The following is a 22,036-nucleotide window of genomic DNA, read 5'->3' as shown; positions in this document are numbered from 1 at the left end:
TATGGGCAAAATCAGCATCGGATTAATCCAGGCTTCCCATGAGATTGAAGGTTCGGCTCCCGTTGAGGTACACAAAGAAGCTGCGGTTCAGAAGCACATAACGCTGGTCCGTGAAGCTGCTGCACGAGGGGCCAAGATCATCGGATTGCAGGAAGTATTCTATGGCCCGTACTTTTGCACAGAGCAGAATCCCAAATGGTATGCATCCGCTGAACCGGTGCCGGAAGGGCCAACGACCAGACGTTTTCAGGAGCTGGCGAAGGAGCTTGCGGTGGTGATTATTTTACCCGTGTATGAGGTGGAAGGCATTGCTTCGTATTACAATACGGCAGCCGTCATTGATGCAGATGGTACGTATCTGGGGAAATATCGCAAACATCATATCCCGCATGTGGAAGCAGGTGAGGGCACGAATGGTTTCTGGGAAAAGTATTATTTCAAACCAGGTAACCTTGGGTTTCCGGTTTTTGATACAGCCTACGCCAGAGTGGGTGTGTACATCTGTTATGATCGTCATTTTCCGGAAGGCGCACGATTGCTGGGGTTGGCGGGGGCAGAGATTGTTTTCAATCCATCCGCTACGGTTGCGGGTACATCGGAATATCTGTGGAAACTGGAACAGCCTGCTCACGCGGTAGCTAACGGCTATTATGTAGCGGCCATCAACCGGGTTGGCGTGGAAGCGCCATGGAATATGGGTGAATTTTATGGACAGTCGTACTTGGTGGACCCGCGAGGCAGAATGGTAGCGATAGGCAGCCGGGATCAGGATGAGGTCGTCATTGGCGAGATGGATACGGAGATGATTCGTGAGGTACGTAATGTGTGGCAGTTCTACCGAGATCGCAGGCCGGAAACGTACGAACATCTGGTTAGTCTGTAAAAGTAGCTGGAAGCTGCGCGGATCAAACTTCAGGAGGTGCATGACATTGATGAACAGCTCAGGAACAACGTTATCCGATTATGGGTGGGAGAGTCGTTTTGCCGAGATGAAACCCGCCATGACAGGCAAGGAAGCGATGGAGGAATCAAACCGCTGTCTGTACTGTTACGATGCACCTTGTATCAAAGCCTGTCCAACCGACATTAATATCCCTTCTTTTATTAGCAAAATATCCACAGGTCACCTGAAAGGTTCGGCCCGCACCATCATGGATGCGAATCCGGTTGGAGCCAGTTGCGCACGCGTGTGTCCTACAGAGGAATTGTGTGAAGGTGCATGTGTTCTGAACGAATCGTCGAAGCCGATTCGCATTGGTGACTTGCAGCGTTACGCCACCGACTGGGCGCGGGCGAAGAATGAGCCGTTATTCCAGGCAGCACCTGCCAATGGGAGAACCGTTGCTGTTGTGGGAGCGGGGCCAGCAGGACTGTCGGCGGCACGTGAACTAGGGCGTGCGGGTTATGAGGTGACGATCTACGAGGCCAAACCCAAAGGTGGCGGGTTGAATACGTACGGCATCGTGTCCTTCCGTCTGCCCGAATCGGTTGCGCTATGGGAAGTGGAGCAGGTAGAAGCGCTTGGTGTACAGATCCGTTATGGGGTACGCATCGGTGTGGATATCCCTGCTTCGAGGTTGCTGGAGCAGCATGAAGCGGTCATTCTGGCCTGTGGCATGGGTTCAGTACCTATGCTGGGCATTGAAGGGGAGACACTGGAAGGTGTCTATGATGCGATTGAACTGGTGGAGTCTACTAAGCAGGGTGTTCCGCCCGCATTGAATGGTCTGAAGGTCGCCGTTATTGGCGCGGGCAATACGGCGGTAGATGCAGCAACCTGTTCGGTACGCCTTGGTGCCGAGCGGGTGCAGATGTTATATCGGCGAGGGGAAAGCCAGATGACGGCGTATGCGTTTGAATATACTTTTGCCAAGCAGGAGGGTGTGGAGTTCCGCTGGTTTACGATGCCGCAGCGAATCATTGGAGACGAGAACGGTCGGGTTCAAGCTGTGGAATGCGTGAAAATGGAGCTAATTACCCCGCCTGGTGGTGGGCGTGCGTTGCCCGTGCCTGTGGAGGGATCGGAGTTCATGATTGAATGTGATACGGTCATCCGGGCGATTGGGCAGCATCGGTTATTACCATTAATCGAAGCGTTTGGGCTGCGTCACCAATGGGGCGTCGTTGAGATCGAACCGCATACGTACCGTACCTCGCATCCTCAGATCTATGCGGCAGGAGATGTTATTTTTGGTCAGGGTCAGGGTGAGGCGATGGTTGTCTCGGCTGCACAGCAGGGTAAGCTGGCTGCCGCCGCAGTCATGAAGGCGTTGCCTGGACAGGTGGAAGAGACGGCGTGAGTTGTGAGGGAGACAAGGTACGGAGTGTCCAGTGTAACTAAAATGTTCAAACAACACCAAGGAGGGATCGTTATGGCTGACTTATCCATTAATCTGGCAGGTATTCGATCACCCAATCCATTCTGGCTGGCTTCTGCACCACCAACCAATACGGGATATCAGGTCCAGCGTGCGTTCGAGGCGGGCTGGGGTGGTGCGGTGTGGAAGACACTGGGTGAGCCAATTATCAATACATCCTCGCGTTTCGCGGCGGTCCATTTTGGTGGGCAACGGGTGGCGGGGTTTAATAATATTGAATTGATATCCGATCGTCCGCTGGAAGTGAATCTGCGGGAGATCGCCGAGACCAAGAAGCGCTTCCCGGACCGTGCGGTTGTCGCTTCACTGATGGTGGAACCTACGCGGGAGAAGTGGCATGAGATTGTGAAAAAGGTGGAGGCCGTCGGCGTCGATGGCCTAGAGCTGAACTTTGGTTGCCCGCATGGCATGGCTGAACGTGGTATGGGAGCCGCCTCTGGTCAGCAGCCTGACCTTGTGGAGTTGCAGACGATGTGGGTGAAGGAAGTGGCGACCACACCGGTGATCGTGAAGCTCACGCCGAATATCACGGATATTACGGCGACAGCCCGTGCAGCTGTACGAGGCGGCGCGGATGCGATCTCCCTGATCAATACGATTAACTCCCTGGCAGGTGTGGATCTGGATTCGTGGAATACCGTGCCGCATGTGGGCGGCAAAGGAGCGCACGGTGGATATTGTGGCCCAGCTGTAAAGCCAATTGCACTGAACATGGTTGCGGAGTGTGCACGTAATCCGGAGGTGGGTGTGCCGATCTCTGGCATAGGCGGCATATCTGATTGGCGGGATACCGCAGAGTTTCTGCTCATGGGCGCTACAGGGGTTCAGGTATGTACCGCAGCGATGCATCATGGATTCCGTATTGTGGAGGAAATGATTGATGGGCTGAACGATTATCTGGATGAAAAGGGTCTGAGCAGTGTAGCAGAACTGGTAGGTCAGACGGTTCCACGTTACTCGGATTGGGGCAATCTCGATCTGAACTACAAAGTGGTCGCCCGCATCAACCACGATATTTGCATCAATTGCAACAAATGCCATATTGCTTGTGAGGACACCTCGCATCAATGTATTGATATGTTGACCGACCCATCCGGTTCCTATCTGGAAGTGGTGGAAGAGGACTGTGTTGGCTGTAATCTGTGTTCGATCGTGTGCCCGGTGGATGGGGCGATTGAGATGGTTGAACTTGTACCTGAGCAGGAACCTGTAACCTGGAATGAACGTCAATCTGCGATTGCCATGCTGCAATCCGTTAGAGATCAATCAACCAAGGAGGCGATATCATGAGTACTCGCAAATTGATTCGTAATGGTGTGTTGGTCACAGCGTCAGATACCTTTGAAGCAGATATTTTGATCGAAAAAGGTAAAATCACACAGATTGGCATTGGGCTCATCCCTGACGAACGAATGGAAGTCGTGGATGCAGCGGGCTGTTACGTCATTCCGGGCGGGATCGACCCGCATACGCATCTGGATATGCCCTTCGGTGGAACGGTAACGGCGGATGATTTTGCGACGGGAACGACAGCAGCAGTTTTTGGCGGTACAACAACGATCATTGATTTTTGTCTGACACAAAAAGGCCGTCCATTAATCGAATCTCTCCAGGAGTGGCATGCCAAGGCCGAGGGTAAAGCCGCCATCGACTACGGTTTCCATCTCATGATCGGCGAGATGAATGATCAGGTGCTAGAAGAGCTGCCGCAGATCATTGAAGAAGAGGGTGTATCATCTTTCAAGGTGTTCATGGCATATAAAAACCAGTTTCAGGCCGATGACGGGATTCTCTTCCAGACGTTGCAAAAGGCAAAAGAGTACGGCGCACTCGTCATGGTTCATGCCGAGAACGGGGATGTCATTGACCTGCTGGTTCGACAGGCGCTCGCCGAAGGGCGCACGGAGCCGATTCATCATGCGCTGACTCGTCCATCCATGCTGGAGGGAGAAGCAACAGGGCGTGCGGCGCGTCTGGCTGCACTTGCGGATTCACAGCTGTATGTGGTGCACGTGACCTGTGCGGAAGCAGTGGAGCAAATTGCGCGTATGCGTGAAATGGGCTACCGGATCTGGGGGGAGACCTGTCCTCAGTATTTGACACTGGATCAATCGATCATGGATCAGCCGGACTTTGAGGGTGCAAAGTATGTTTGGTCACCTCCGCTGCGGGAAGCAGTACATCAGGAAGTGTTGTGGAATGCATTGAAAAGTGGTCAGTTGCAGACGATTGGCTCCGATCATTGCTCGTTTAATTTCAAGGGGCAGAAGGACTTGGGCAAGGATGATTTTAGCAAAATTCCTAACGGGGGGCCTGTCATCGAAGATCGCCTCAGTATTCTGTATTCGGAAGGCGTAGTCAAGGGGCGGATTACGCTCAATCAGTGGGTTGATCTATGTTCGACAAGAGCGAGCAAGTTATTTGGATTATTCCCGCAGAAAGGGACTCTGGCTGTAGGGACAGATGCGGATATCGTTATTTTTGACCCTTCTGTAAACAGGGTGATCTCGGCAGATACACATCATATGAACGTGGATTACAGTGCATTTGAAGGTATGCAGGTACAGGGATGTCCGGTGACGGTGTTGTGCCGCGGGGAGTATGTCATTCGAGATCGGCAGTATACCGGAACAGCAGGGGCAGGCCAATATGTGAAGCGCAACAAGTATGATGCAGGCGCGCCCATACCGATGAAACATCCTGTGACGGCAGTGAATGGAGGGAGAAGCTGATGTCGGATCATGATGTGTTTGAGGCCGAGAGGATCGCCATAGAGCGAATGGTTGCACAGGGTTATCGGATCTATGCGGTACGGGAACATCTGGAGGGTGCTCACGTCATATGGGGGCACCCGGATCTTCCCGAAGAGAAACAAGAGCAATACGTAGGCACGGCGTCTGGACGGAAGTGGTTCAGTCACATCCTGATTCGCCAGCTTCAGGAGCAACGGGGAGCGTAGACCATACTGAAGCTCTTCATGCGATCGGGCCGTGTACGTACTCATAAGCGTAGATGGCAAGTTCGATCGCGACCCTTTTCTCGGGGAGGATATAGTCTTCTCCCAAAAGGGCTTCGATTTTGTCCAAACGGTGATACAGTGTCTGTCTGACGATATATAGAGCGGTGGCCGTCTCTTGCTTGGAGCAGCACAGGACCAAATATTGCTTGAGGGTCCGCAGCAGCTGACCTCCTTTCTCCACATCGTAACGAATGAGCGGCCCCAAATATTCTTCGATGAAATCATCCAGATTGCCACTCTGCTTCATACTAGCGATGATGCGGTAACAATGAAGATTACTGTAAAAGGGCTGCTGCATCACACCGATGTCCTTCTGAATTCGCAGTGTCTCCTTCGCGGATTCCAGACTATCCTTGAGACGGGAGAGGTCTGTGCAGTTATGACTGATACCGATCAAGCCTGAGAAGAGGCAGTGGGTCTGTTCCTGCTCGTGCTGCTGTAGCTGTTCGATGCAGCGCCAGAGACTACTTTTGCGCTGAGATCCAGGTAGTGGGTCGAGAATGATAAGAATGATCTGGTGGTTCAGAACGGTGCTGTAGAGGGTGAAGTTCTCCCGAGCAAATACCGACCGGGCGACGATGTTACGTTGGATCAACAACTTCTGAAGTCTGAGGCTATCTGTGTATGCTGGATTGCTGTCGAATAAAATAATAGTGGCTTTGCTCGTTGCGAGAAGGGGATTAACGGTAGATATATATTCATGGATTTCCTTCGTGGAGTGATGTCCGTTAAGCCAGTCAATGACCCATATATCTTCCTTGTAGCGACGTTTCTCTTCCATGTATTTGGTTCGCATCCAGTCCTGGGCAATCGCGGCCGCGCAACGTTCCAGTGCCTGAATGACGAATTCATCTGAGGGTTTGATTGATATATTTGAATCGTGATCCGGCAGCTTTTGATGCATCAGCACAAGGTCAGCAAAGGTATAGTCCAACGCCTGAACAGGCATGCTGATCACATCCAATGTGTTATCTGACAGCTGCATTAAATTCGGAATATCCTCCCCCGCCCAATGTTCCCGCTGCAAAAACCAATCCTGCCGACGAGTCTCCAGCTGCTCTGGAGGGCAGTAGGGAACGGCACTTGCTTCCCCTTCAAGTGGATATAACGCCACGGCACATCCGGTTGTTCGTGACAATAATCGAAGCAGAGGTTGTACGCCATCTCCATTCAGAAGAAGTTGGTTAAAGGAGGTGGTGAGACTATCGAGTTCAGCGATCATCCGCTGATGACTGCGAATCAGGGTGAAATGCAGGTCTTGCGTAATATCGATATAACGGACTTGTTCGTGAAACCAGATCAACGGAAAATCCGCTGCTACTGCAATTTCTTTCATAGCCCTGAGCTGCGACTTGGTGTGATCCCCCAGTTCCATACAGAGTCCGGCAGCCCCACGTGCAATTAACTGACGCAAAAAAGACAGGCCTTGCTGCTCACCCTCCTGCCAGCCAATGCCTGTTGTCAGCACCAATTCCCCGCCATTGAGCAAGTCCCCCACCTCGGGAACCTCCATGATATGAACCCAGCGAACATACCGCTCCAGCGCACGATCACTGGCCAGGACTTCTGCCTTGCGAAACACAGGACGTTTCAACATGTCTCTGACTTGAATATGAAGCGTTGTCTCCCCCACACAACCACCATCCTTCCCCAATCACATGTGATCTATCTGGAGTCTGGAATCCGTCAACTTACATAATTAATCCATATTATAAGTCTATTTACAGCCAATGGGCTGAAATCTAACGTTCATTTGTTTCAAATGACAAATGGGACTGTTCTTTTTGTGATTTTGATTAAAATGAAGAATTTGTATGTCAGTCTATGTGACGCCTTTTCTACTCCATTGACAGCGAAACGTATGCTCCCGAAGTAGCTTGCTTGCAAGAAGTTTTTAGCTCTGTTTCTTTAGGCTAATTCTGTCCTCTATGTCTCGTGTGAATTTACAAAAAAAAGCCCCTTAACATCACATCGGAATTCAACCATTCCAATATGCGCTAAGGGGCGAGAAGCTAATATTATAGTCTACATTTAAGTTGTACTCGAACCGTTACATGAGTACAATCAACGACTTCTTAATCTTCGATTCTTTTCTTTTTAAATTTCATCAGGAACTCATACACAATCGGTACGATAACCAACGTGAGCAGCGTGGAGCTGATCAGACCACCGATTACGGTAATTCCTAATCCTTTCGAGATGATCCCCGCACTTTCTTCGAGGCCCGTAACCAGTGGCAACAGGGCACCGATAGTTGCGAGAGCGGTCATCAGGATTGGACGCAGACGAGTTGCACCGGCTTCCAGCAAGGCTTCACGGGTAGGCATACCCTCTTTTTCCTTGTGAATAACACGGTCGATCAACACGATAGCGTTGGTGACCACGATACCGATGAGCATCAGTCCACCCATCATGGCGGAGACGTCGAGCGTACCACCAGCGATGAACAGACCTACCATAATACCAATGACCGTAAATGGCAGGGAGAACAGAATTGCGAATGGTGCCAATCCGCCGCCGAATGTAACAACGAGCACGAAGTATACAATGGCGATGGCCGCCAGCATGGCGAGACCCAGTTGAGTAAAGGTATCATTAATCTGTTCGGTTGTACCGCCGAACTTCACTTCAACGCCATCAGGCAGATCCAGCTTGTCGATCTCAGCCTGTAGGTTACTCGAAGCTTTCGTTACATCCGAAGCCAGGATGTTGGCTGTGACTTGTACAACAACTTTACCATCAATTTGCATGATGGAGTTCGGGGATGTACCTTCTTCCACTTTGGCAACATCTTTGATTGGTACCTCGATGCCAAGCGGTGAAGTGACGGTTTCATCCTCAATCTCTTTAATGCTGCTGAATGTTTTGTTGTCTGTCTCTACATATACTTTGTACGTTTTGTTATCGATATCGACTTCCGTAAGCACAGGACGTTCCCGTGCCGGGCTCAGCGTCATCGCCAGTTGGCCTGCAGTCAGGCCCAGGGAACTTAATTTCTCCTGATCCGCCACGAGCGTATACTGCCCGTAGGTGTCAGCAAGTGTTGTATCTGCTTTTTCAAAATTATCCTTATCCGCTTCAACCAGTTTCAGAATTTCATCCGATACAGGTTTGAGTTGCTCTACATTATCGCCATAGATGGAGAGACTCAGGCCGCTACCACCCAGACCGCCGGACATGTCGAGCTCATTCCAGGTACCTACGGTAACTTCTTTCTTCAGACCTTCTACAAGCTGTTCCTTCACTTTAGTAAAGTCTTTCGTGTCTTCGTTATATTCAATATAGAATAGAGCCGAGTTGGAACCACCGCCACCCATGCTGCTCAGTGGATTACTTCCGCCGATGGAATATTGCATTTTCTCCAAACCTGGTTGTTCCAGCAACCACTTCTCGGCAACGAGTGCTTCTTTTTCGACATCTTCACGCAAAGCTCCGGTTTGTGGGCTGTACGTAATAGTCACGTATTTATCCTGTTGTTCTGGCAAGAAGCTTGCACCGATGAACGGGTACAGGAACAAACTGCCGACTAGCAAGATCACTGCAATACTGACTGTGATGAGTTTGTGTGAAAGGGTCCAGTTCAGCAGGCGTTTGTAACCTTCCGCCATTTTGCCTGGTTTTTCTTCGTGATTCTGTTTGTTCTTCAACCCTCCACGGAACAGGGTGTGCGCAAGCATCGGCACAATGGTAATGGCAACGATCAGGGATGCCAGCAAAGCGAATACCATGGTCAGTGCAAATGGCGTGAATAACTCACCGACCATGCCGCTTACCAATGCCAGTGGCAGGAATACCGCAATCGTTACGATCGTGGAAGAAAGGATTGGCACAAACATCTCGCGAGTTGCTTCGCGGACTAGTTCACGGCCTTTCAATCTTTCACCTTTGAGTGTTAATCTGCGGTAGATGTTCTCGATAACAACGATGGAGTCATCGACAACCCGTCCGATGGCAACCGTCATCGCACCCAGCGTCATCATGTTCAAAGTAATATCCATCATATTGAGAGCAGTCAATGCCATGAGCAAGGAGAGCGGGATCGAGATAATGGAGATAATGGTTGAACGAATATTACGCAGGAAGAGCAGGATGATCAGGATGGCAAACAAGGCGCCAAAAACGGCTTTGCCCAACATCGTGTTCACCGAGTCCTGAATCGGCTTACCTTGGTCAAGCAATACAGTCAAATCAGCATTTTTGAACTGCGATTGCAACTCTTCAGCTTTATCTTTGACTGCGTTAACGACATCAACTGTGTTGGCATCGTTGGATTTTACAATGGAAATACCGATCGATTCCTTGCCGTCTGTCCGGGAAATGGATTCCGCTTGACCGATGACTTCGATCTTGGCAATTTCACTTAATTTCACTGTCGGGATACCAGCTGCGTTGGCAGCACCTGAAGGGCTACCCACACTGGCATTACCACCAGCGGCTTGGCCTGCAACCTGGTCTGTTCCTTGTGCAGAGCTAGGAGCGGTACCTTGACCTGCTTCACCAGCTGGTGCTCCAGAGCCTTGTGGCGCTGCGCCTGAACCATTGCCTGCAGAAGCACCGGCACCGCCGGGTACAACTGGAATGGCAAGGTTTTTCAGATCATCGATGTCGATGATGTTGCCATCTACAACAACGGCTTTCTGGGATTTATCCAGTTCAAACAGTCCAAGGGGCACACGAATGGATGAACCTTGAACGATGCCGTTTACCGTATCTTCCGTTAGGCCCAGCTCGGCCATTTTGGCTTGGTCAAACTTCAATTGAACTTCTTTCACATATTGACCGGACACCTGAACCTGAGCTACACCGTCAATGTCTTCGAGTGCAGGCTGAATATCCGATTCAACCAGTCGTGTCAATTGTTCCAGGTCACCGCCGTCCTTGTCGGACAGGCTCAGAGATACAACCGGGAAAGAGTTAATGCTGAACTTGGAAATGGTCGGCTTCTGCACACTGTCAGGCAGTTGAACTTCATTCAGTGCCTCACGAACGGTTGCAGTTGCGTTGGTCAGATCTGTTCCATAATCAAATTCGAGTGTGATCGATGCTGCGTTCTCCATGGAAGTGGAGGTCACCGTCTTCACGCCATCTACATTGCGTAGTTTTACTTCCAGCGGCTTCGTGACATCCTCAACAATTCCCTCCGGTGCAGCCCCCGGATCAATGGCAGTGACATTCAGAAACGGTACGTTGATGTTCGGGATTGTCTCTTGTTTCATCGTCAATCCGCTGTACAAACCTGCGAAAGAGATGATAATCGTCAGAATCCAAATCGCAAACTTGTTGTTCAGTGAAAAATTAATAATACCTTTCATACGATGGTTTCTTCTCCTCTCTGTTTCTCCTGTTTATGTGTGTGACGAGTCAGCCTGGATGAACCGGCTATACATGGCATCCAGAATATGCTGAAGCTCGGAGTGCAAAGATTGAATGGCAGTTACGTTCTCCAGATTGTGCATCATGCCCAGAATAATGGCACGACGCGGTGTGAATTCCATCATCTCCTGCCGGAGAATGGCAATGGTCTCAAGTACATCATTCTTTGGTTGCCCAGCAGGCAATTCGGAGGCAGCAATATCCTGCATTTGCTTGATAATATGAATAGGATGCCGCATCACCGTGGAATCCGGATGGGGTTCGGTAATCCATGCAGGCCAGTCCTCCAAAGGAATCAAAGGCAAAGGTCGCTGCTTAAGGAATCCGTGCGCTGCATAGTCCATCATTTGCAGTAAATTTGTTGCCATTTTGGTAACAGTAAGGGACGGCATCTCTGTAAACCAGATCTTGACGTAGGAAAGGAATAGCCCCTGTGTCAGCAAAATAAGGTCAATCGTATAAGGTTCAATCTCCGATCCGTACTGCTCCTCCAGCTTATCCTTAAACCAATGTAAGGTACGGACTTCCAGATCTCTTTGCAGCGGATGGCATTGTTCCTTGCGTTGCTGTTCATCATCCATCATCATGCTGCGCATCTGTACTCGCAAAAATTCCTTGAGCTCGGCAACATGGATCAACAGTGTCTCAATCTGCTTGTGCAGACGTTCACGTGAGGTAAGGCTGGTTTCATGCTCGATCTGTGTCATCTCGTCCATGAGCGTGTACATGCAGTACTCCAGAGTACTGGCTTCTAATTCCTCTTTGGATTTGAACATGATGTAGAGGCTGCCTTTGGACATCCCGCATAATTCTGCAATCTCTTGCATGGATGTTGCAGCACTGCCTTTGGATGAGAATAACTTGAGTGCTGTAGTAATGATGAGCTTTTTCTTCTCATTCATCTCATGTATAGGGTTCATTAACGATGCATTCACCTCATCAGGGAACTTGTGAGTTCTTGAATTGACTTTAAGGTCAAAATAAGTATAAACGATCTGGTTAAAGGAATTCAAATGGGAGTAAATTGGGAAAATGTATATGGGGAAAAGTGGCTGATCAAAGGGAAGGAGAGACGGCAAGTAACAAGGCGCAGCTTGTATGTACGATATGGATAAGGTATCAAGAACGTTTAAGTTAGTTTCCTCCAGTGAAGGCGTACAAGGCGAGTATAATAATGGCGACTAGAGCGATGAGATAGAAAATGGCCATGCCGATCAGAAGGGTATACCCTGTATAAGAGCCCATGCGTGCCAATAATTTTCTCATGAATACGACATCCTTTCTTACGTGGCAAAGTATAAAGAGGTTCCCTATTTATATCATTCCCCAAAAAAGACGACTTCCTGATCGAAGTCGTCTTTTTTATATTACAGAATTTAATAGATATCATAATGGAAGCTAAGAATTACACGATAACGGAGATTGCAGAACTGACTTGAAGAAACGAAGTGTTCGCCTTAAAGCTTTCTGTAAGAAAGCTTCTTCGGAAGCGTATGCTATCACCGGAGATATAAAGTATAACTTCATTTCACTTTCGTTACGTGATCAGTTTCAGACCAACAGCTGCCACCAAAATCATCGCGATAAACAGGATACGCTTCGCTTCTTTCCGTTCACCGAACAGGAACATGCCTGTTAACGTACTGCCGACCGTCCCGATCCCGGTCCACACGGCATACGCTGTGCCCATCGGAATAGACGTCATGGCGTAGGACAAGAGCGAGAAGCTGAACACAAACGACACCAGCATAAGTACGATGTATGGCCATCCTTTCTTGGTGGAAGCACCATTAATACCGATTACGCCGAAAATTTCACATATCCCTGCACCTACAATTGCCATCCAAGCCATTATACTGCACCTCCTTTGGCTTCTTGCTGATCCGTAACCAGCTTCAGTCCGATTACGCCGCAGAGCAACAGCCCGATGAGCAATACTTTGGCCAAGCGGAACGGTTCACCGAACAATACCATTTCCGTAAGGACGGTACCCGCCGTACCAATTCCCGTAAAGACGGCATACACCGTACCCACAGGCAGCTTTTTGGAAGCGGCAATGATCAGTCCAAAGCTGATCACGATGGCAATCCCCGTTAAAGTCCACTCCCAGGCATTCGAGGCATGTTTCAGCCCGCTTACCCAGACAATCTCAATAATTCCACCGATAAATACATATAACCAGTTGCGGTTCATGTTGTTAAATCTCCTTCCGGCACAACGCTGTGCGCCTCGTCGTTCAAATGATGAATGCCATGCCAAAATACAGGCCAGGCTGCTTCCAACCGTCTCTTGTACCGACGGGAACTTCCATAGATAATTTCCACGGTAATACCGTCGAGAAACGTCATGAATGCAATGGCAGCCTGTTCCGCGGGAATGGCCGGAATATCTCCATTACGCATTGCCCTTTGCAGCAGACGAGTCAGTGCACGTTCCATACCATCGATAAATGGATACACTTGATCCATCACTTCGCCATACAGAGAAAGGGGTGGGTAGAAACAATTACGCAACATCAAACGAGCCGAAGCATGGGCATTGTATTCTTGTTCGAACCAGATCAACAAGCCTTTCAGCCTCTGCTCCAATGGCAGATCCGCATGATCACGGAAATATTCCAGTGTGTGCCGTGTTACCTCGTGAAATGCAAAGTCCAGTGTGTGTAAAAACAAGTCATCCTTGCAGCTGAAATGCGCATATATGGACGGTTTTTTAATCCCGACTTCATCAGCAATAGCTCTCAGAGAAGCTCCCTCATAGCCATCTCTGGCAAAATGGAACAGGGCTGCATCCCGAATGGATTGTGCAGTCATTCAATCACCTTCCTAACGGTCGTTAGGTAATTATATTTCCACACTTTACATCACCTGTCAAGATGAAAATATCCGCCTGCACAGTGAGTACAGGCGGATATAACAGGTATGGATGTGGTTTCTGATCAAAAGGTCGTAAGACCCAGAATCAGTTGCAGCTTATATAGGATACCTTTCAAAAACGTAGTCTTCTCCTGGAACTCATCCAGGTCTAACGTGAACTCGGCATCATTATTATTCCAAATACGCTCGAAATAATTCGCGATATCGAGTGTGAACTTATTGTCTGGAGGTGCAGCAACCCATAGATCATTCTCCAGATTGTAGTCATTCATGTTTCGTGGTGTAAAGTTGGTTGAACCCCCTAGGACAATATGATCTCCGGTTGCTTTGGCAAGATAGATCATCTTGGTATGGTATTGCTCCTTGGTGGTGTTATACCAGCGGATCTGTATTTTACCGTCGGATTTATCATGCAATTCAGCGGCGACAGGACGGTTCGGAATCCCGATCTTTTCCTGACCAAAAGCATTTTCATTTGGATCTAGTACAAGCCGGATCTCGGTTCCTCGTTTTGCCGCTTCCAGCAGGGCTTCCAATACTTTCGGAGAGGCCACATAGAACATGCCCATCCATAAGGTGTCACCTTTGCCAGCTTGATTGATCTCATGGAGTACAGCGTCATTCACTTTGCCTTCAGTTAAATAGCGTATTCGCAAATCTCCCGTGTTTGAATTCGAGGAAGGAGCTGTGTAGGCAGGAACCTTGCCTACGCCTGAGATGTCGAGAACAGCTTGCTCTGACTGAAGAATATCGCCAATGATTGGACCTGTTACTTCAAATGCAATATTCGAGTGGTAGGCACTCGCATCATGAATATTGCCAGAAGAGACAATCGCCGTCTTCTCACTAACAACAACTTTGCGATGATTGGCCTTCACGTTGAGCAGCTTGAGATAGGAACGGACCGTTACATCCGGACCATCCGTGGCCATCAGGTTTTTGATCCAGCCATCTCCAGATTGGCCAAACCATTGGAAGAAGGTCCGCCAGACCGCAGAGTATACTGGAGTTGAATCACGCAAAGGGTCCACATCCGTGATGACCACATGAATGCCTGCTTGTTTCATTTGTTCCAGCAACGGATTGGGTGCTGAGTTATAGTTGGTATTTACTTCATCTGTAATGAACCAGATGTCCATATCAGGATGCTGATTTTTTTTGGTGACCAGCGCTTCGGTGAATTCAGTACTCACGGGAGGAAAGTTCTGTCCCTTGTGCTGATAATTATTGAACAGGAACATATCCACCAGGACAAACTGCTCCGCTTCCTCGACAATCTGCATCATGCGCTGGAATATCTGTTGTTCATGCTGCATCTGTCCGTCGGAGGAAGGATAAGTGAGGTCATGCAGGAACTCGACTTGATCCACACGATACTCCGGACTTTCGTAGGAAATGCCCGCTGGTAATGGTTTGTAGGTCTGATAGAGCATGACGGCGATGAGCCATAGGACTAATAGGACAAGTCCTGTTCGTATGTATGGAATTTTGCCGCGTGAAGACTTGCGGTCTGATGTATGGCGGCGTAATGAGGCCAACGGTGGACTCCCCCTTCTGTACTTGCTGACTTCTATTACCACACGGATGATAACGTTGACGCAGGAGAACCCGCTAGCATAACGACTGTAGCGTTAAAATGCATATGGCAAAATTGGCAGTATGCAATCGACAGGTGTCTGAGCGTTGTGTATAATGAGTGTATTATTTTTGTAGAATGTTAGGGTTTTCATATGCCTGACAAGGACGGGGAACCAATGATACAACCTTTGAAATCTGGACATTTAGGAAAGAAAGTGGGTAATAAGGTGTATTCCATCAAACAAGTCGCTGCCATGCTCGGTATCCCGACGGTGACGCTCCGGGCTTGGGAGAATCGGTATAGTGCGGTCACCCCTGAGCGGACGGAATCGGGTTATCGAATGTATACCGAAGAGAATGTTGCGGATCTGCGCTGGTTGAAAGAACAGGTTGAGCTACATCAGACCAATATTTCGGAAGCGGTACGGATGTTGAAAGTAAACAAATTAAATCCGCCCGAGGCTGTGCCCACGCCGATCATGGCTCCGGTGCCTACGATGGAAGAAGCCTACGCACGCATGGCAGATCAGATCTATGACTCGCTCTACAACTTTCAGGGTGAACGTGCCAATGGTTTGATTGATTTTGGGTTCACCATGTATGGGTATGACTCGATGTTCTATCATGTGTTGGTGCCCATTCTGGTCCGGGTTGGAGATGCATGGGAGCAAGGCAGGGCTTCGGTGGCTCAGGAACACTTCATGACACAGCTGATATCACAGCGGTTTTATCAGTTTTTCCATCTGTTCCCGATCTATCCGCATCTGCCCAAAGTTCTGGCGTTGTGTCCGGAAGGGGAGCATCATCAGGTCGGATTGCTGCTGTTCTCTCTTTTTATGCGTAAAAATGGAGCGGAAGTACTGTATCTGGGTGCGAACACGCCAGAGGAAGGCATCTTCCCGATTATCCGGGAGCAGAAGATCAAGTTGGTCTGCCTGTCGATCACAAGTCCAGGGCTTCTTGTTAAATGTGATCAACTCGTCGAGCGGATTATGAACGAGTTCCCGCATATTCGCTTTGTACTTGGTGGAAAGGGCTATGAGCGTGCAGAGCATGCGCGTTATCCGCAATGGATTATGCCGGAGAGTTCTGCGGACTGGCAGTCGTGGATGGAGCGTGAATATCTCTCCGAGCGGTCACCTGGTGCACGGTTCGGACAGGCCAATAATTAAACATAATCTCAAATGATATGAATAGGTTAGTGTATAAAGGACATCCTTTGACGAAAGTGATCAAAGGGTGTTTTTTGTGTTTACAAATGGATTACCAGGTATTTTGACCGACGGGTCATTTTTTGGTTTACAAGCTCGTATAATATTTGTATTATATTTGTATAATGTTTTTGCTAGTTACCGCTTAAAGTGTTCTTGGGCGGTTTAATAATAGGTTAGGGCTAGAGAACTATAGGAATTCCCTACATAGAAAGGTGAGTGGCATGATACCGAATCAACAACGCAAACGTGCAGCTGTCATTGGTGCAGGTCCGGGTGGACTTGCAGCAGCGATGTTATTGTCCGGTCAGGGGTACGAGGTAGATGTGTATGAGAAACAGCCAGTCATCGGGGGGCGTTCTGCCAGATTGGAACTGGGTGAATATCGATTCGACCGCGGTGCTACATTTTTGATGATGCCACAGCTGATCGAAGAGATGTTCGATGTGGTGGGACGCAAATTATCCGATTATGTGGATATGAAAGAGCTAACCCCACTGTACGCACTGAACTTTGGTGACAAGGTGTTCAAGCCTTCTCGTAATCGGGAAGATACAGCTGCACAGATTAAGGAATTGTTCCCGGGCAATGAAGACAATTACCTTCGGTTCATGCAAGAAGAAGAAGTGAAGTTTGGCAAAGTCATGCCTCTGCTCCGTCGTCCTTTTGGCAAGTTGACTGACTATCTACGCAAGGATGCGGTAACAGCTCTACCTAAGCTTGATGTCCACAATACGGTCTACGGGATCTTGTCCCGCTATTTTACAGACGAGCGTCTGCGCTGGGCATTTACATTTCAATCCAAATACCTTGGCATGTCTGCCTGGGATTGTCCGGGCACCTTTACCATATTATCGTTTATTGAGCATCACTACGGATTGTTCCACCCCATTGGCGGCGTGAATCGGATCTTCCAAGCCATGGCCGATGTCGTGGAAGAACACGGAGGACGCATACATACTTCCACTCCGGTAAAACAGGTCATCGTTCGCAATGGTCGTGCAGAAGGTGTGTTGCTTGAGAACGGTGAACGCATCGATGCGGACCATGTGGTGGTGAACGCCGACTTTGCACATGCCGTGAACCATCTGTTTGAACCAGGCGTGCTTAAGAAATATACCCCGGAGAAAATGAAACGCAAAAAGTATTCCTGCTCTACAGCAATGCTGTATCTGGGCGTGGATGGTGATGTGGATCTGCCGCATCACTCGATCTATTTTCCCGAGGACTACCGGTTAAACGTTGATGAGATCACAAAGCACAAAATGTTATCAGCCGATCCATCTCTATATATTCATAACCCTTCCAGACTTGATTCGACGCTGGCACCGGAAGGGAAATCTGCTTTGTATGTTCTTATGCCTACGCCTAACCTCACCGCAGACATTGATTGGGAGGCAGAACGGGAGAATGTGCAGGAGGCCATGATGAAACGCATGGAAGGCATTCCTGAGCTGGCAGACATACGCAGCCGTATTGAAGAATGTATGCTGTTCACTCCACTCGATTGGGAGACTGAATTGGATGTGTATCGCGGAGCAACGTTTAATATGGCACACAATCTGGGTCAGATGATGTACCTGCGTCCCCATAACCAGTTTGAAGAGTTGAAAAGTGTATGGCTGGTAGGCGGCGGAACACATCCGGGCAGCGGGTTGCCCACGATCTTCGAATCGGCACGGATCAGTGTCAGACTGATTCAGGAAGAGGACGCACGAACACGTTCCAAGCCATCCACTTACGTGAAGACGGCAGAAGCCAGAGGGCATTCATGAAGCGGGCCGCTATTGTAGGCGCAGGGATTGGCGGACTCACTTCGGCACTGTTGTTGAACCGTCAAGGCTGGGATGTCACCGTGTATGAACGGGGTTCTCGCGTTGGCGGACGCATTGGATATGAGCAGGAAGGTGAGTATCGGATCGATCAGGGGCCGACGATTGTGCTTCTGCCTGAGATGTTGCTTGGCATCATGGAGGAGGCAGGCGTAGATCGTTCGAAGATTGAGTTACTTCGCTGTGATCCGTTATACAGAGTGCATTACCACAGTGGTCGTGTCATGACCAAGATGACCTCACGTGAAGAGCAGACGGCGGAGATTGAACGTTTGTTCCCGGGAGAGAGCCGGGGATTCACACGATTCATGAAAGATATGGACACGTTGTTTCCGGCAGGCCGGGCAGCTTTTCTGGAAAGGGCTTTTCCACGCAAAAGGGATTTCTTCACCCCTTCGCTCATGTCACTCATGGGCAGATTGCGTGCACACAAAAGTGTCCGGAAAGCGGTAGGCGATTATTTTGAGCACGAGGAATTGCTTGATGCGTACTCTCTGCAAAGTTTATACATCGGTGGATCACCGTTTGGAACGCCAGGTATCTATTCCCTTTTGCCTTACGCAGAGCATGAATATGGCATCTGGATGGTCAAAGGTGGATATGCAGCATTGCCGGCTATTCTGGAACAGGAACTGATATCACGTGGTGGGCGTGTCGTGCTGAATTCGGAAGTGACCGGACTCAAGATTAAAAATGGTGTGTGTGAAGGTATAGAAACGGCAGCAGGCGCAGAAAATGTGGATGCAGTTATCTACAATGGTGATTTCCCCCATCTATCAGGTTTGCTTGGGCAATCACCAGAGGTAGCACGTAAAAGAAAACCGTATCGTCCCTCTTCCGGATGTGTATTGCTCTATGTGGGCGTGGACAAAACCTGGGAAGATGCAACGACGCACCAGTTCTTCCTGCCACCGAGTCTTGAAGGCAGTTTGCAGGAAGTGTTCAATCAGCGACGCATTCCGGCAAAGTCCTCATTTTACGTATTTAATCCGGTCGCATTGGATGAAACTGCAGCACCTCAAGGGCAGAGTGTATTGTATTTCCTCATTCCCGTACCAGATGCCGAAGGTGTCGACTGGGATCAGGAGAGTGAAACATTGGCAGAACGTGTACTGGAAGAAGCGGAGCAACGAGGATTCCCGGGACTTCGTGCAGCGATCAAGTGGAAAAAGGTACGTACACCCGCTGACGCAGAGCGAGACGGGCTCTATGGGGGCGGAAGCTTCGGTATTGCGCCAGTGTTGTTCCAGTCTGGTGTATACCGACCGCAACCCAAACCATTCCCTAATATAAAGGGATTATATGCCGCAGGAGCATCTGTACATCCAGGTGGCGGAGTGCCGATTGTAATGCAGAGTGCACGGATGGCCGTCAATCAACTCATGAAGGAGATGGGAACATGAATGAAGCGATTTTGAGCAGGTGTGAAGAGTTGATGCAAAAGGGTTCTTCCTCTTTTTATCAGGCCTTTAGAGGGCTGCCAAGTCCACGTCGGGAAGCGGTATATGTCATTTATGCCTTCTGCCGCATGATTGATGACAGTGTAGACGAGCCGGAACATTCGCCCTATACGATTCACGAGATCCATGATTTGTTTGATCAGTTGGATGACGCGGAAGGACATTTTATCTGGCCAGCACTGAGATGGTTGTTCAACAGTTTTCCTCATCTGGATAAGGGGCCATTTTTCCGTCAGATGGAAGGGCAGCTCACGGATCTTAAAGTAACGCATTATACAACGATGCAGGAACTGGAGCATTATTGTTATCTGGTGGCCGGAACCGTAGGCGAGATGTTGTTGCCTGTATTGAGAGATGATAACGGCGCAGAAGTAGCGATGAACGGGATTGCTTTGGGTAAAGGGATGCAGATCGTTAATATTATTCGGGATGTTGGTGAAGATCGGGCCAGAGTGCGTCGGTATGTTCCGCTGGAGATCATGGAGAAGCATGGTTACACCGAGCAGGACTTTGAAGACGGGGTTGTGGACGAACGTTTTATTGCCATTGTTCATGAATTAAAAGCTGCAGCATTGAACTGGTTCCGTATTGGCATGGATCGTCTGGATACGTACCCAACGGAAAGTGCGTTTTCCATCGAGCTGGCAGCAGCCTTTTACTCCACCATTCTACACGCCGTTGAACGCAACGACTATGACGTATATACCAAGCGGGCATATGTTAGCGATGAATTGAAACTGGAGATGCTGGGTGCGATTGTGAAACGTTACCCGATGCTGGCCTATCAAGCCTCCCGAACGGCGGTATCCTGATGATCCAGTGGCTTTACTGGGCGTGGTATGTCATTGGAGCAACCTTGATGCTAACGATCGGTGTGCCTGACGTATTATCTTTTTCAAATGGTTTATTTCTAATCTTCTACGCATTGTATGTGCTGGATCTGATCTATCAAGGGCGTAATCGGACAGGCCTGTCCGACCAGTCAGTCATCTGGCTGAAACCCGGACTCTGGATATCCTCTGTGATTATCTGGCTTGGAGGTATGGGCGTAGAGTGGGTAGGCGTTCATACGCATTGGCCTTTTGGCGAGTATGCCTACTCAGACTTCTTCGGGATTCATCTGTTCAGTGTGCCAGTTACGCTGGGTTTCGCCTGGATCGCAGTGGTGGGTAACTCGGCGCTGTTAAGTGGCGGTGGTTCAACGTGGACTGGCAAATTGCTTCGAGCAGTGAAGACCGGGTTCTGGGCGATTGTACTTGATCTGGTGCTCGACCCTGTTGCGCATGCAAGAGGATTCTGGGAGTGGCAGGCTACAGGTGGTTTCTACGGTGTTCCGTGGACCAATTACATAAGCTGGTTTATCATGGGTGCATTCTTGTCCCTTTTCCTTCCGGCCATGCCTAATGACCGTAGCTCATTGCTCCGTGCAAAATGGTTGTATCAGCTGTTTATTCTTCTGTTCGGCCTGCTTGCTCTAAAGGAAGGGATTACGGGCAGCTTTATCATCGCCATTGCTGGTGTGCTTCTTGCCGAAGGGAGCTGGCTCTATGATTCGCGCCGTAAAATCAAAACCGTTTAATCGTATTTTTGCCTTATACAATCACTATTATCTGCTACGTCGGCGCTTCCGCTCCTTCACGCTCACAGGGTCACTGGACCCGCAGGTGGACATCAGGGACAACTCCCCGATTGAACCGACTCGTCCGGTGATCTATTTCATGAACCACAGCTCCTGGTGGGATGGTCTGCTGCTCTATCATGCGGCCAGGCAGACATCGCGGGGTGATCATTATGTGATGATGGAGGAGCAACAGCTTCAGCAATATGCTTTTTTTCGTAAATTGGGTGCGTATTCGATCAATAAGGAGAGTGCGTCCGGTATTCGGACCTCTCTACAGTACACCAGTGAATTATTGGATTCAGGTAAAAGGGTCTGGATTTTTCCCCAAGGAGAAATATTGCATCAGGAGGCCAGACCAATTCAGTTCCGTCCAGGCATCGGATTGTTACTTCGTCGTTCTCCAAATGCCATTGCTGTACCGGTAACCTTGTGCCATGGGATGGTCCAGCATGATTTACCGGAAATATCGATGCAGGCGGGCCCGGCTGTGATGGAAGACTGGAAGGCGTTGAAGAGTGAAGAGATTGCCGCCAGACTCGGCCATGTGCTGGAACAGCAGTTAGACGATCATAGATCAGAGCTTATACGGATGGGGCAGGGAAGTTTGCCAGATGCGATTCCACTGATTCGTCATGTACGTTCGACAAGTGAAAAATACGATGCGGCACGAAAGCGGGTGAACCGTTAG

The 22,036-nt window shown here is 49.3% G+C and carries 19 protein-coding genes; 11 read left to right on the top strand and 8 right to left on the bottom strand.

Annotated features, from left to right (window positions below):
* Position 1: 1 nt before the first annotated feature.
* The 5 genes from V6668_RS27770 (at position 2) to V6668_RS27750 (ending at position 5,337) form a co-directional block, all read left to right on the top strand.
* Positions 2-883: a nitrilase-related carbon-nitrogen hydrolase gene (locus tag V6668_RS27770; protein WP_091012887.1), complete on the top strand. Its 882-nt coding sequence runs from the start codon at positions 2-4 to the stop codon at positions 881-883.
* A 49-nt stretch (positions 884-932) separates the two neighbouring features.
* Complete coding sequence (locus V6668_RS27765) at positions 933-2,300, top strand: NAD(P)-dependent oxidoreductase (protein ID WP_338709009.1); 1,368 nt, start codon at positions 933-935, stop codon at positions 2,298-2,300.
* Positions 2,301-2,372: 72 nt separating this feature from the next.
* Complete coding sequence (gene preA, locus V6668_RS27760) at positions 2,373-3,668, top strand: NAD-dependent dihydropyrimidine dehydrogenase subunit PreA (protein ID WP_338707185.1); 1,296 nt, start codon at positions 2,373-2,375, stop codon at positions 3,666-3,668.
* Positions 3,665-5,110, top strand: a complete 1,446-nt coding sequence (gene hydA, locus V6668_RS27755; RefSeq protein ID WP_338707184.1) for a dihydropyrimidinase — start codon at positions 3,665-3,667, stop codon at positions 5,108-5,110. Before preA ends, hydA begins: the two co-directional genes overlap by 4 nt.
* The gene (locus V6668_RS27750) at positions 5,110-5,337 is read left to right on the top strand and encodes a hypothetical protein (RefSeq protein ID WP_062836929.1); all 228 of its coding nucleotides are present in this window, start codon (positions 5,110-5,112) and stop codon (positions 5,335-5,337) included. The genes hydA and V6668_RS27750 overlap by 1 nt, the downstream gene beginning before the upstream one ends.
* 16 nt (positions 5,338-5,353) lie before the next feature.
* Here V6668_RS27750 and V6668_RS27745 read toward each other — a convergent pair whose 3' ends face one another.
* From V6668_RS27745 to V6668_RS27710, 8 genes are all read right to left on the bottom strand, one after another.
* A complete protein-coding gene (locus tag V6668_RS27745; RefSeq protein WP_338707183.1) occupies positions 5,354-6,994 on the bottom strand; it encodes a PucR family transcriptional regulator in 1,641 nt (546 codons plus the stop codon).
* Positions 6,995-7,472: 478 nt separating this feature from the next.
* Positions 7,473-10,709 carry an efflux RND transporter permease subunit gene (locus V6668_RS27740; protein ID WP_076319238.1) on the bottom strand — a complete coding sequence of 1,079 codons (3,237 nt, stop codon included), beginning with the start codon at positions 10,707-10,709 and terminating at the stop codon, positions 7,473-7,475.
* Positions 10,710-10,742: 33 nt separating this feature from the next.
* A complete protein-coding gene (locus V6668_RS27735) occupies positions 10,743-11,672 on the bottom strand; it encodes a TetR/AcrR family transcriptional regulator (protein ID WP_164783302.1) in 930 nt (309 codons plus the stop codon).
* A gap of 232 nt (positions 11,673-11,904) precedes the next feature.
* Positions 11,905-12,036, bottom strand: a complete 132-nt coding sequence (locus tag V6668_RS27730) for a hypothetical protein (RefSeq protein WP_256721316.1) — start codon at positions 12,034-12,036, stop codon at positions 11,905-11,907.
* Positions 12,037-12,307: 271 nt separating this feature from the next.
* A complete protein-coding gene (locus V6668_RS27725; protein WP_017691901.1) occupies positions 12,308-12,622 on the bottom strand; it encodes a DMT family transporter in 315 nt (104 codons plus the stop codon).
* Positions 12,622-12,963: a DMT family transporter gene (locus V6668_RS27720; protein ID WP_076319237.1), complete on the bottom strand. Its 342-nt coding sequence runs from the start codon at positions 12,961-12,963 to the stop codon at positions 12,622-12,624. Before V6668_RS27720 ends, V6668_RS27725 begins: the two co-directional genes overlap by 1 nt.
* Positions 12,960-13,583: a TetR/AcrR family transcriptional regulator gene (locus V6668_RS27715; RefSeq protein WP_047840721.1), complete on the bottom strand. Its 624-nt coding sequence runs from the start codon at positions 13,581-13,583 to the stop codon at positions 12,960-12,962. Before V6668_RS27715 ends, V6668_RS27720 begins: the two co-directional genes overlap by 4 nt.
* Before the next feature lie 125 nt (positions 13,584-13,708).
* Positions 13,709-15,079: a phospholipase D family protein gene (locus V6668_RS27710; RefSeq protein WP_338709008.1), complete on the bottom strand. Its 1,371-nt coding sequence runs from the start codon at positions 15,077-15,079 to the stop codon at positions 13,709-13,711.
* A 321-nt stretch (positions 15,080-15,400) separates the two neighbouring features.
* On the opposite strand from V6668_RS27710, the gene V6668_RS27705 reads away from it, so the two are divergent.
* From V6668_RS27705 to V6668_RS27680, 6 genes are all read left to right on the top strand, one after another.
* Positions 15,401-16,396, top strand: coding sequence for a MerR family transcriptional regulator (locus V6668_RS27705; RefSeq protein ID WP_338707182.1), 996 nt, complete (start codon positions 15,401-15,403; stop codon positions 16,394-16,396).
* Between the two features lie 263 nt (positions 16,397-16,659).
* Entirely contained in the window at positions 16,660-18,210 is a 1,551-nt protein-coding gene (locus V6668_RS27700) for a phytoene desaturase family protein (RefSeq protein ID WP_338707181.1), read from the top strand.
* Positions 18,207-19,670, top strand: a complete 1,464-nt coding sequence (locus V6668_RS27695; RefSeq protein WP_338707180.1) for a phytoene desaturase family protein — start codon at positions 18,207-18,209, stop codon at positions 19,668-19,670. Before V6668_RS27700 ends, V6668_RS27695 begins: the two co-directional genes overlap by 4 nt.
* Positions 19,667-20,539: a phytoene/squalene synthase family protein gene (locus V6668_RS27690; protein ID WP_036612612.1), complete on the top strand. Its 873-nt coding sequence runs from the start codon at positions 19,667-19,669 to the stop codon at positions 20,537-20,539. Before V6668_RS27695 ends, V6668_RS27690 begins: the two co-directional genes overlap by 4 nt.
* Entirely contained in the window at positions 20,539-21,306 is a 768-nt protein-coding gene (locus V6668_RS27685) for a carotenoid biosynthesis protein (protein WP_076319232.1), read from the top strand. The genes V6668_RS27690 and V6668_RS27685 overlap by 1 nt, the downstream gene beginning before the upstream one ends.
* Positions 21,275-22,036 carry a lysophospholipid acyltransferase family protein gene (locus tag V6668_RS27680; RefSeq protein WP_076328725.1) on the top strand — a complete coding sequence of 254 codons (762 nt, stop codon included), beginning with the start codon at positions 21,275-21,277 and terminating at the stop codon, positions 22,034-22,036. Before V6668_RS27685 ends, V6668_RS27680 begins: the two co-directional genes overlap by 32 nt.

It is taken from the genome of Paenibacillus amylolyticus (assembly GCF_036894225.1).
Taxonomy (GTDB): Bacteria; Bacillota; Bacilli; order Paenibacillales; family Paenibacillaceae; genus Paenibacillus; species Paenibacillus amylolyticus.
This window is presented reverse-complemented; position numbering and strand designations above follow the sequence as displayed.

Coding starts and splice junctions, on each gene's coding strand:
- V6668_RS27735 (WP_164783302.1), bottom strand. CDS start 11,672: ATGAATGAGAAGAAAAAGCTCATCATTACTACAGCACTCAAGTTATTC.
- V6668_RS27765 (WP_338709009.1), top strand. CDS start 933: ATGAACAGCTCAGGAACAACGTTATCCGATTATGGGTGGGAGAGTCGT.
- hydA (WP_338707184.1), top strand. CDS start 3,665: ATGAGTACTCGCAAATTGATTCGTAATGGTGTGTTGGTCACAGCGTCA.
- V6668_RS27720 (WP_076319237.1), bottom strand. CDS start 12,963: ATGAACCGCAACTGGTTATATGTATTTATCGGTGGAATTATTGAGATT.
- V6668_RS27710 (WP_338709008.1), bottom strand. CDS start 15,079: ATGCTCTATCAGACCTACAAACCATTACCAGCGGGCATTTCCTACGAA.
- V6668_RS27705 (WP_338707182.1), top strand. CDS start 15,401: ATGATACAACCTTTGAAATCTGGACATTTAGGAAAGAAAGTGGGTAAT.
- V6668_RS27685 (WP_076319232.1), top strand. CDS start 20,539: ATGATCCAGTGGCTTTACTGGGCGTGGTATGTCATTGGAGCAACCTTG.
- V6668_RS27740 (WP_076319238.1), bottom strand. CDS start 10,709: ATGAAAGGTATTATTAATTTTTCACTGAACAACAAGTTTGCGATTTGG.
- V6668_RS27730 (WP_256721316.1), bottom strand. CDS start 12,036: ATGAGAAAATTATTGGCACGCATGGGCTCTTATACAGGGTATACCCTT.
- preA (WP_338707185.1), top strand. CDS start 2,373: ATGGCTGACTTATCCATTAATCTGGCAGGTATTCGATCACCCAATCCA.
- V6668_RS27750 (WP_062836929.1), top strand. CDS start 5,110: ATGTCGGATCATGATGTGTTTGAGGCCGAGAGGATCGCCATAGAGCGA.
- V6668_RS27690 (WP_036612612.1), top strand. CDS start 19,667: ATGAATGAAGCGATTTTGAGCAGGTGTGAAGAGTTGATGCAAAAGGGT.
- V6668_RS27700 (WP_338707181.1), top strand. CDS start 16,660: ATGATACCGAATCAACAACGCAAACGTGCAGCTGTCATTGGTGCAGGT.
- V6668_RS27680 (WP_076328725.1), top strand. CDS start 21,275: ATGATTCGCGCCGTAAAATCAAAACCGTTTAATCGTATTTTTGCCTTA.
- V6668_RS27770 (WP_091012887.1), top strand. CDS start 2: ATGGGCAAAATCAGCATCGGATTAATCCAGGCTTCCCATGAGATTGAA.
- V6668_RS27745 (WP_338707183.1), bottom strand. CDS start 6,994: ATGTTGAAACGTCCTGTGTTTCGCAAGGCAGAAGTCCTGGCCAGTGAT.
- V6668_RS27715 (WP_047840721.1), bottom strand. CDS start 13,583: ATGACTGCACAATCCATTCGGGATGCAGCCCTGTTCCATTTTGCCAGA.
- V6668_RS27695 (WP_338707180.1), top strand. CDS start 18,207: ATGAAGCGGGCCGCTATTGTAGGCGCAGGGATTGGCGGACTCACTTCG.
- V6668_RS27725 (WP_017691901.1), bottom strand. CDS start 12,622: ATGGCTTGGATGGCAATTGTAGGTGCAGGGATATGTGAAATTTTCGGC.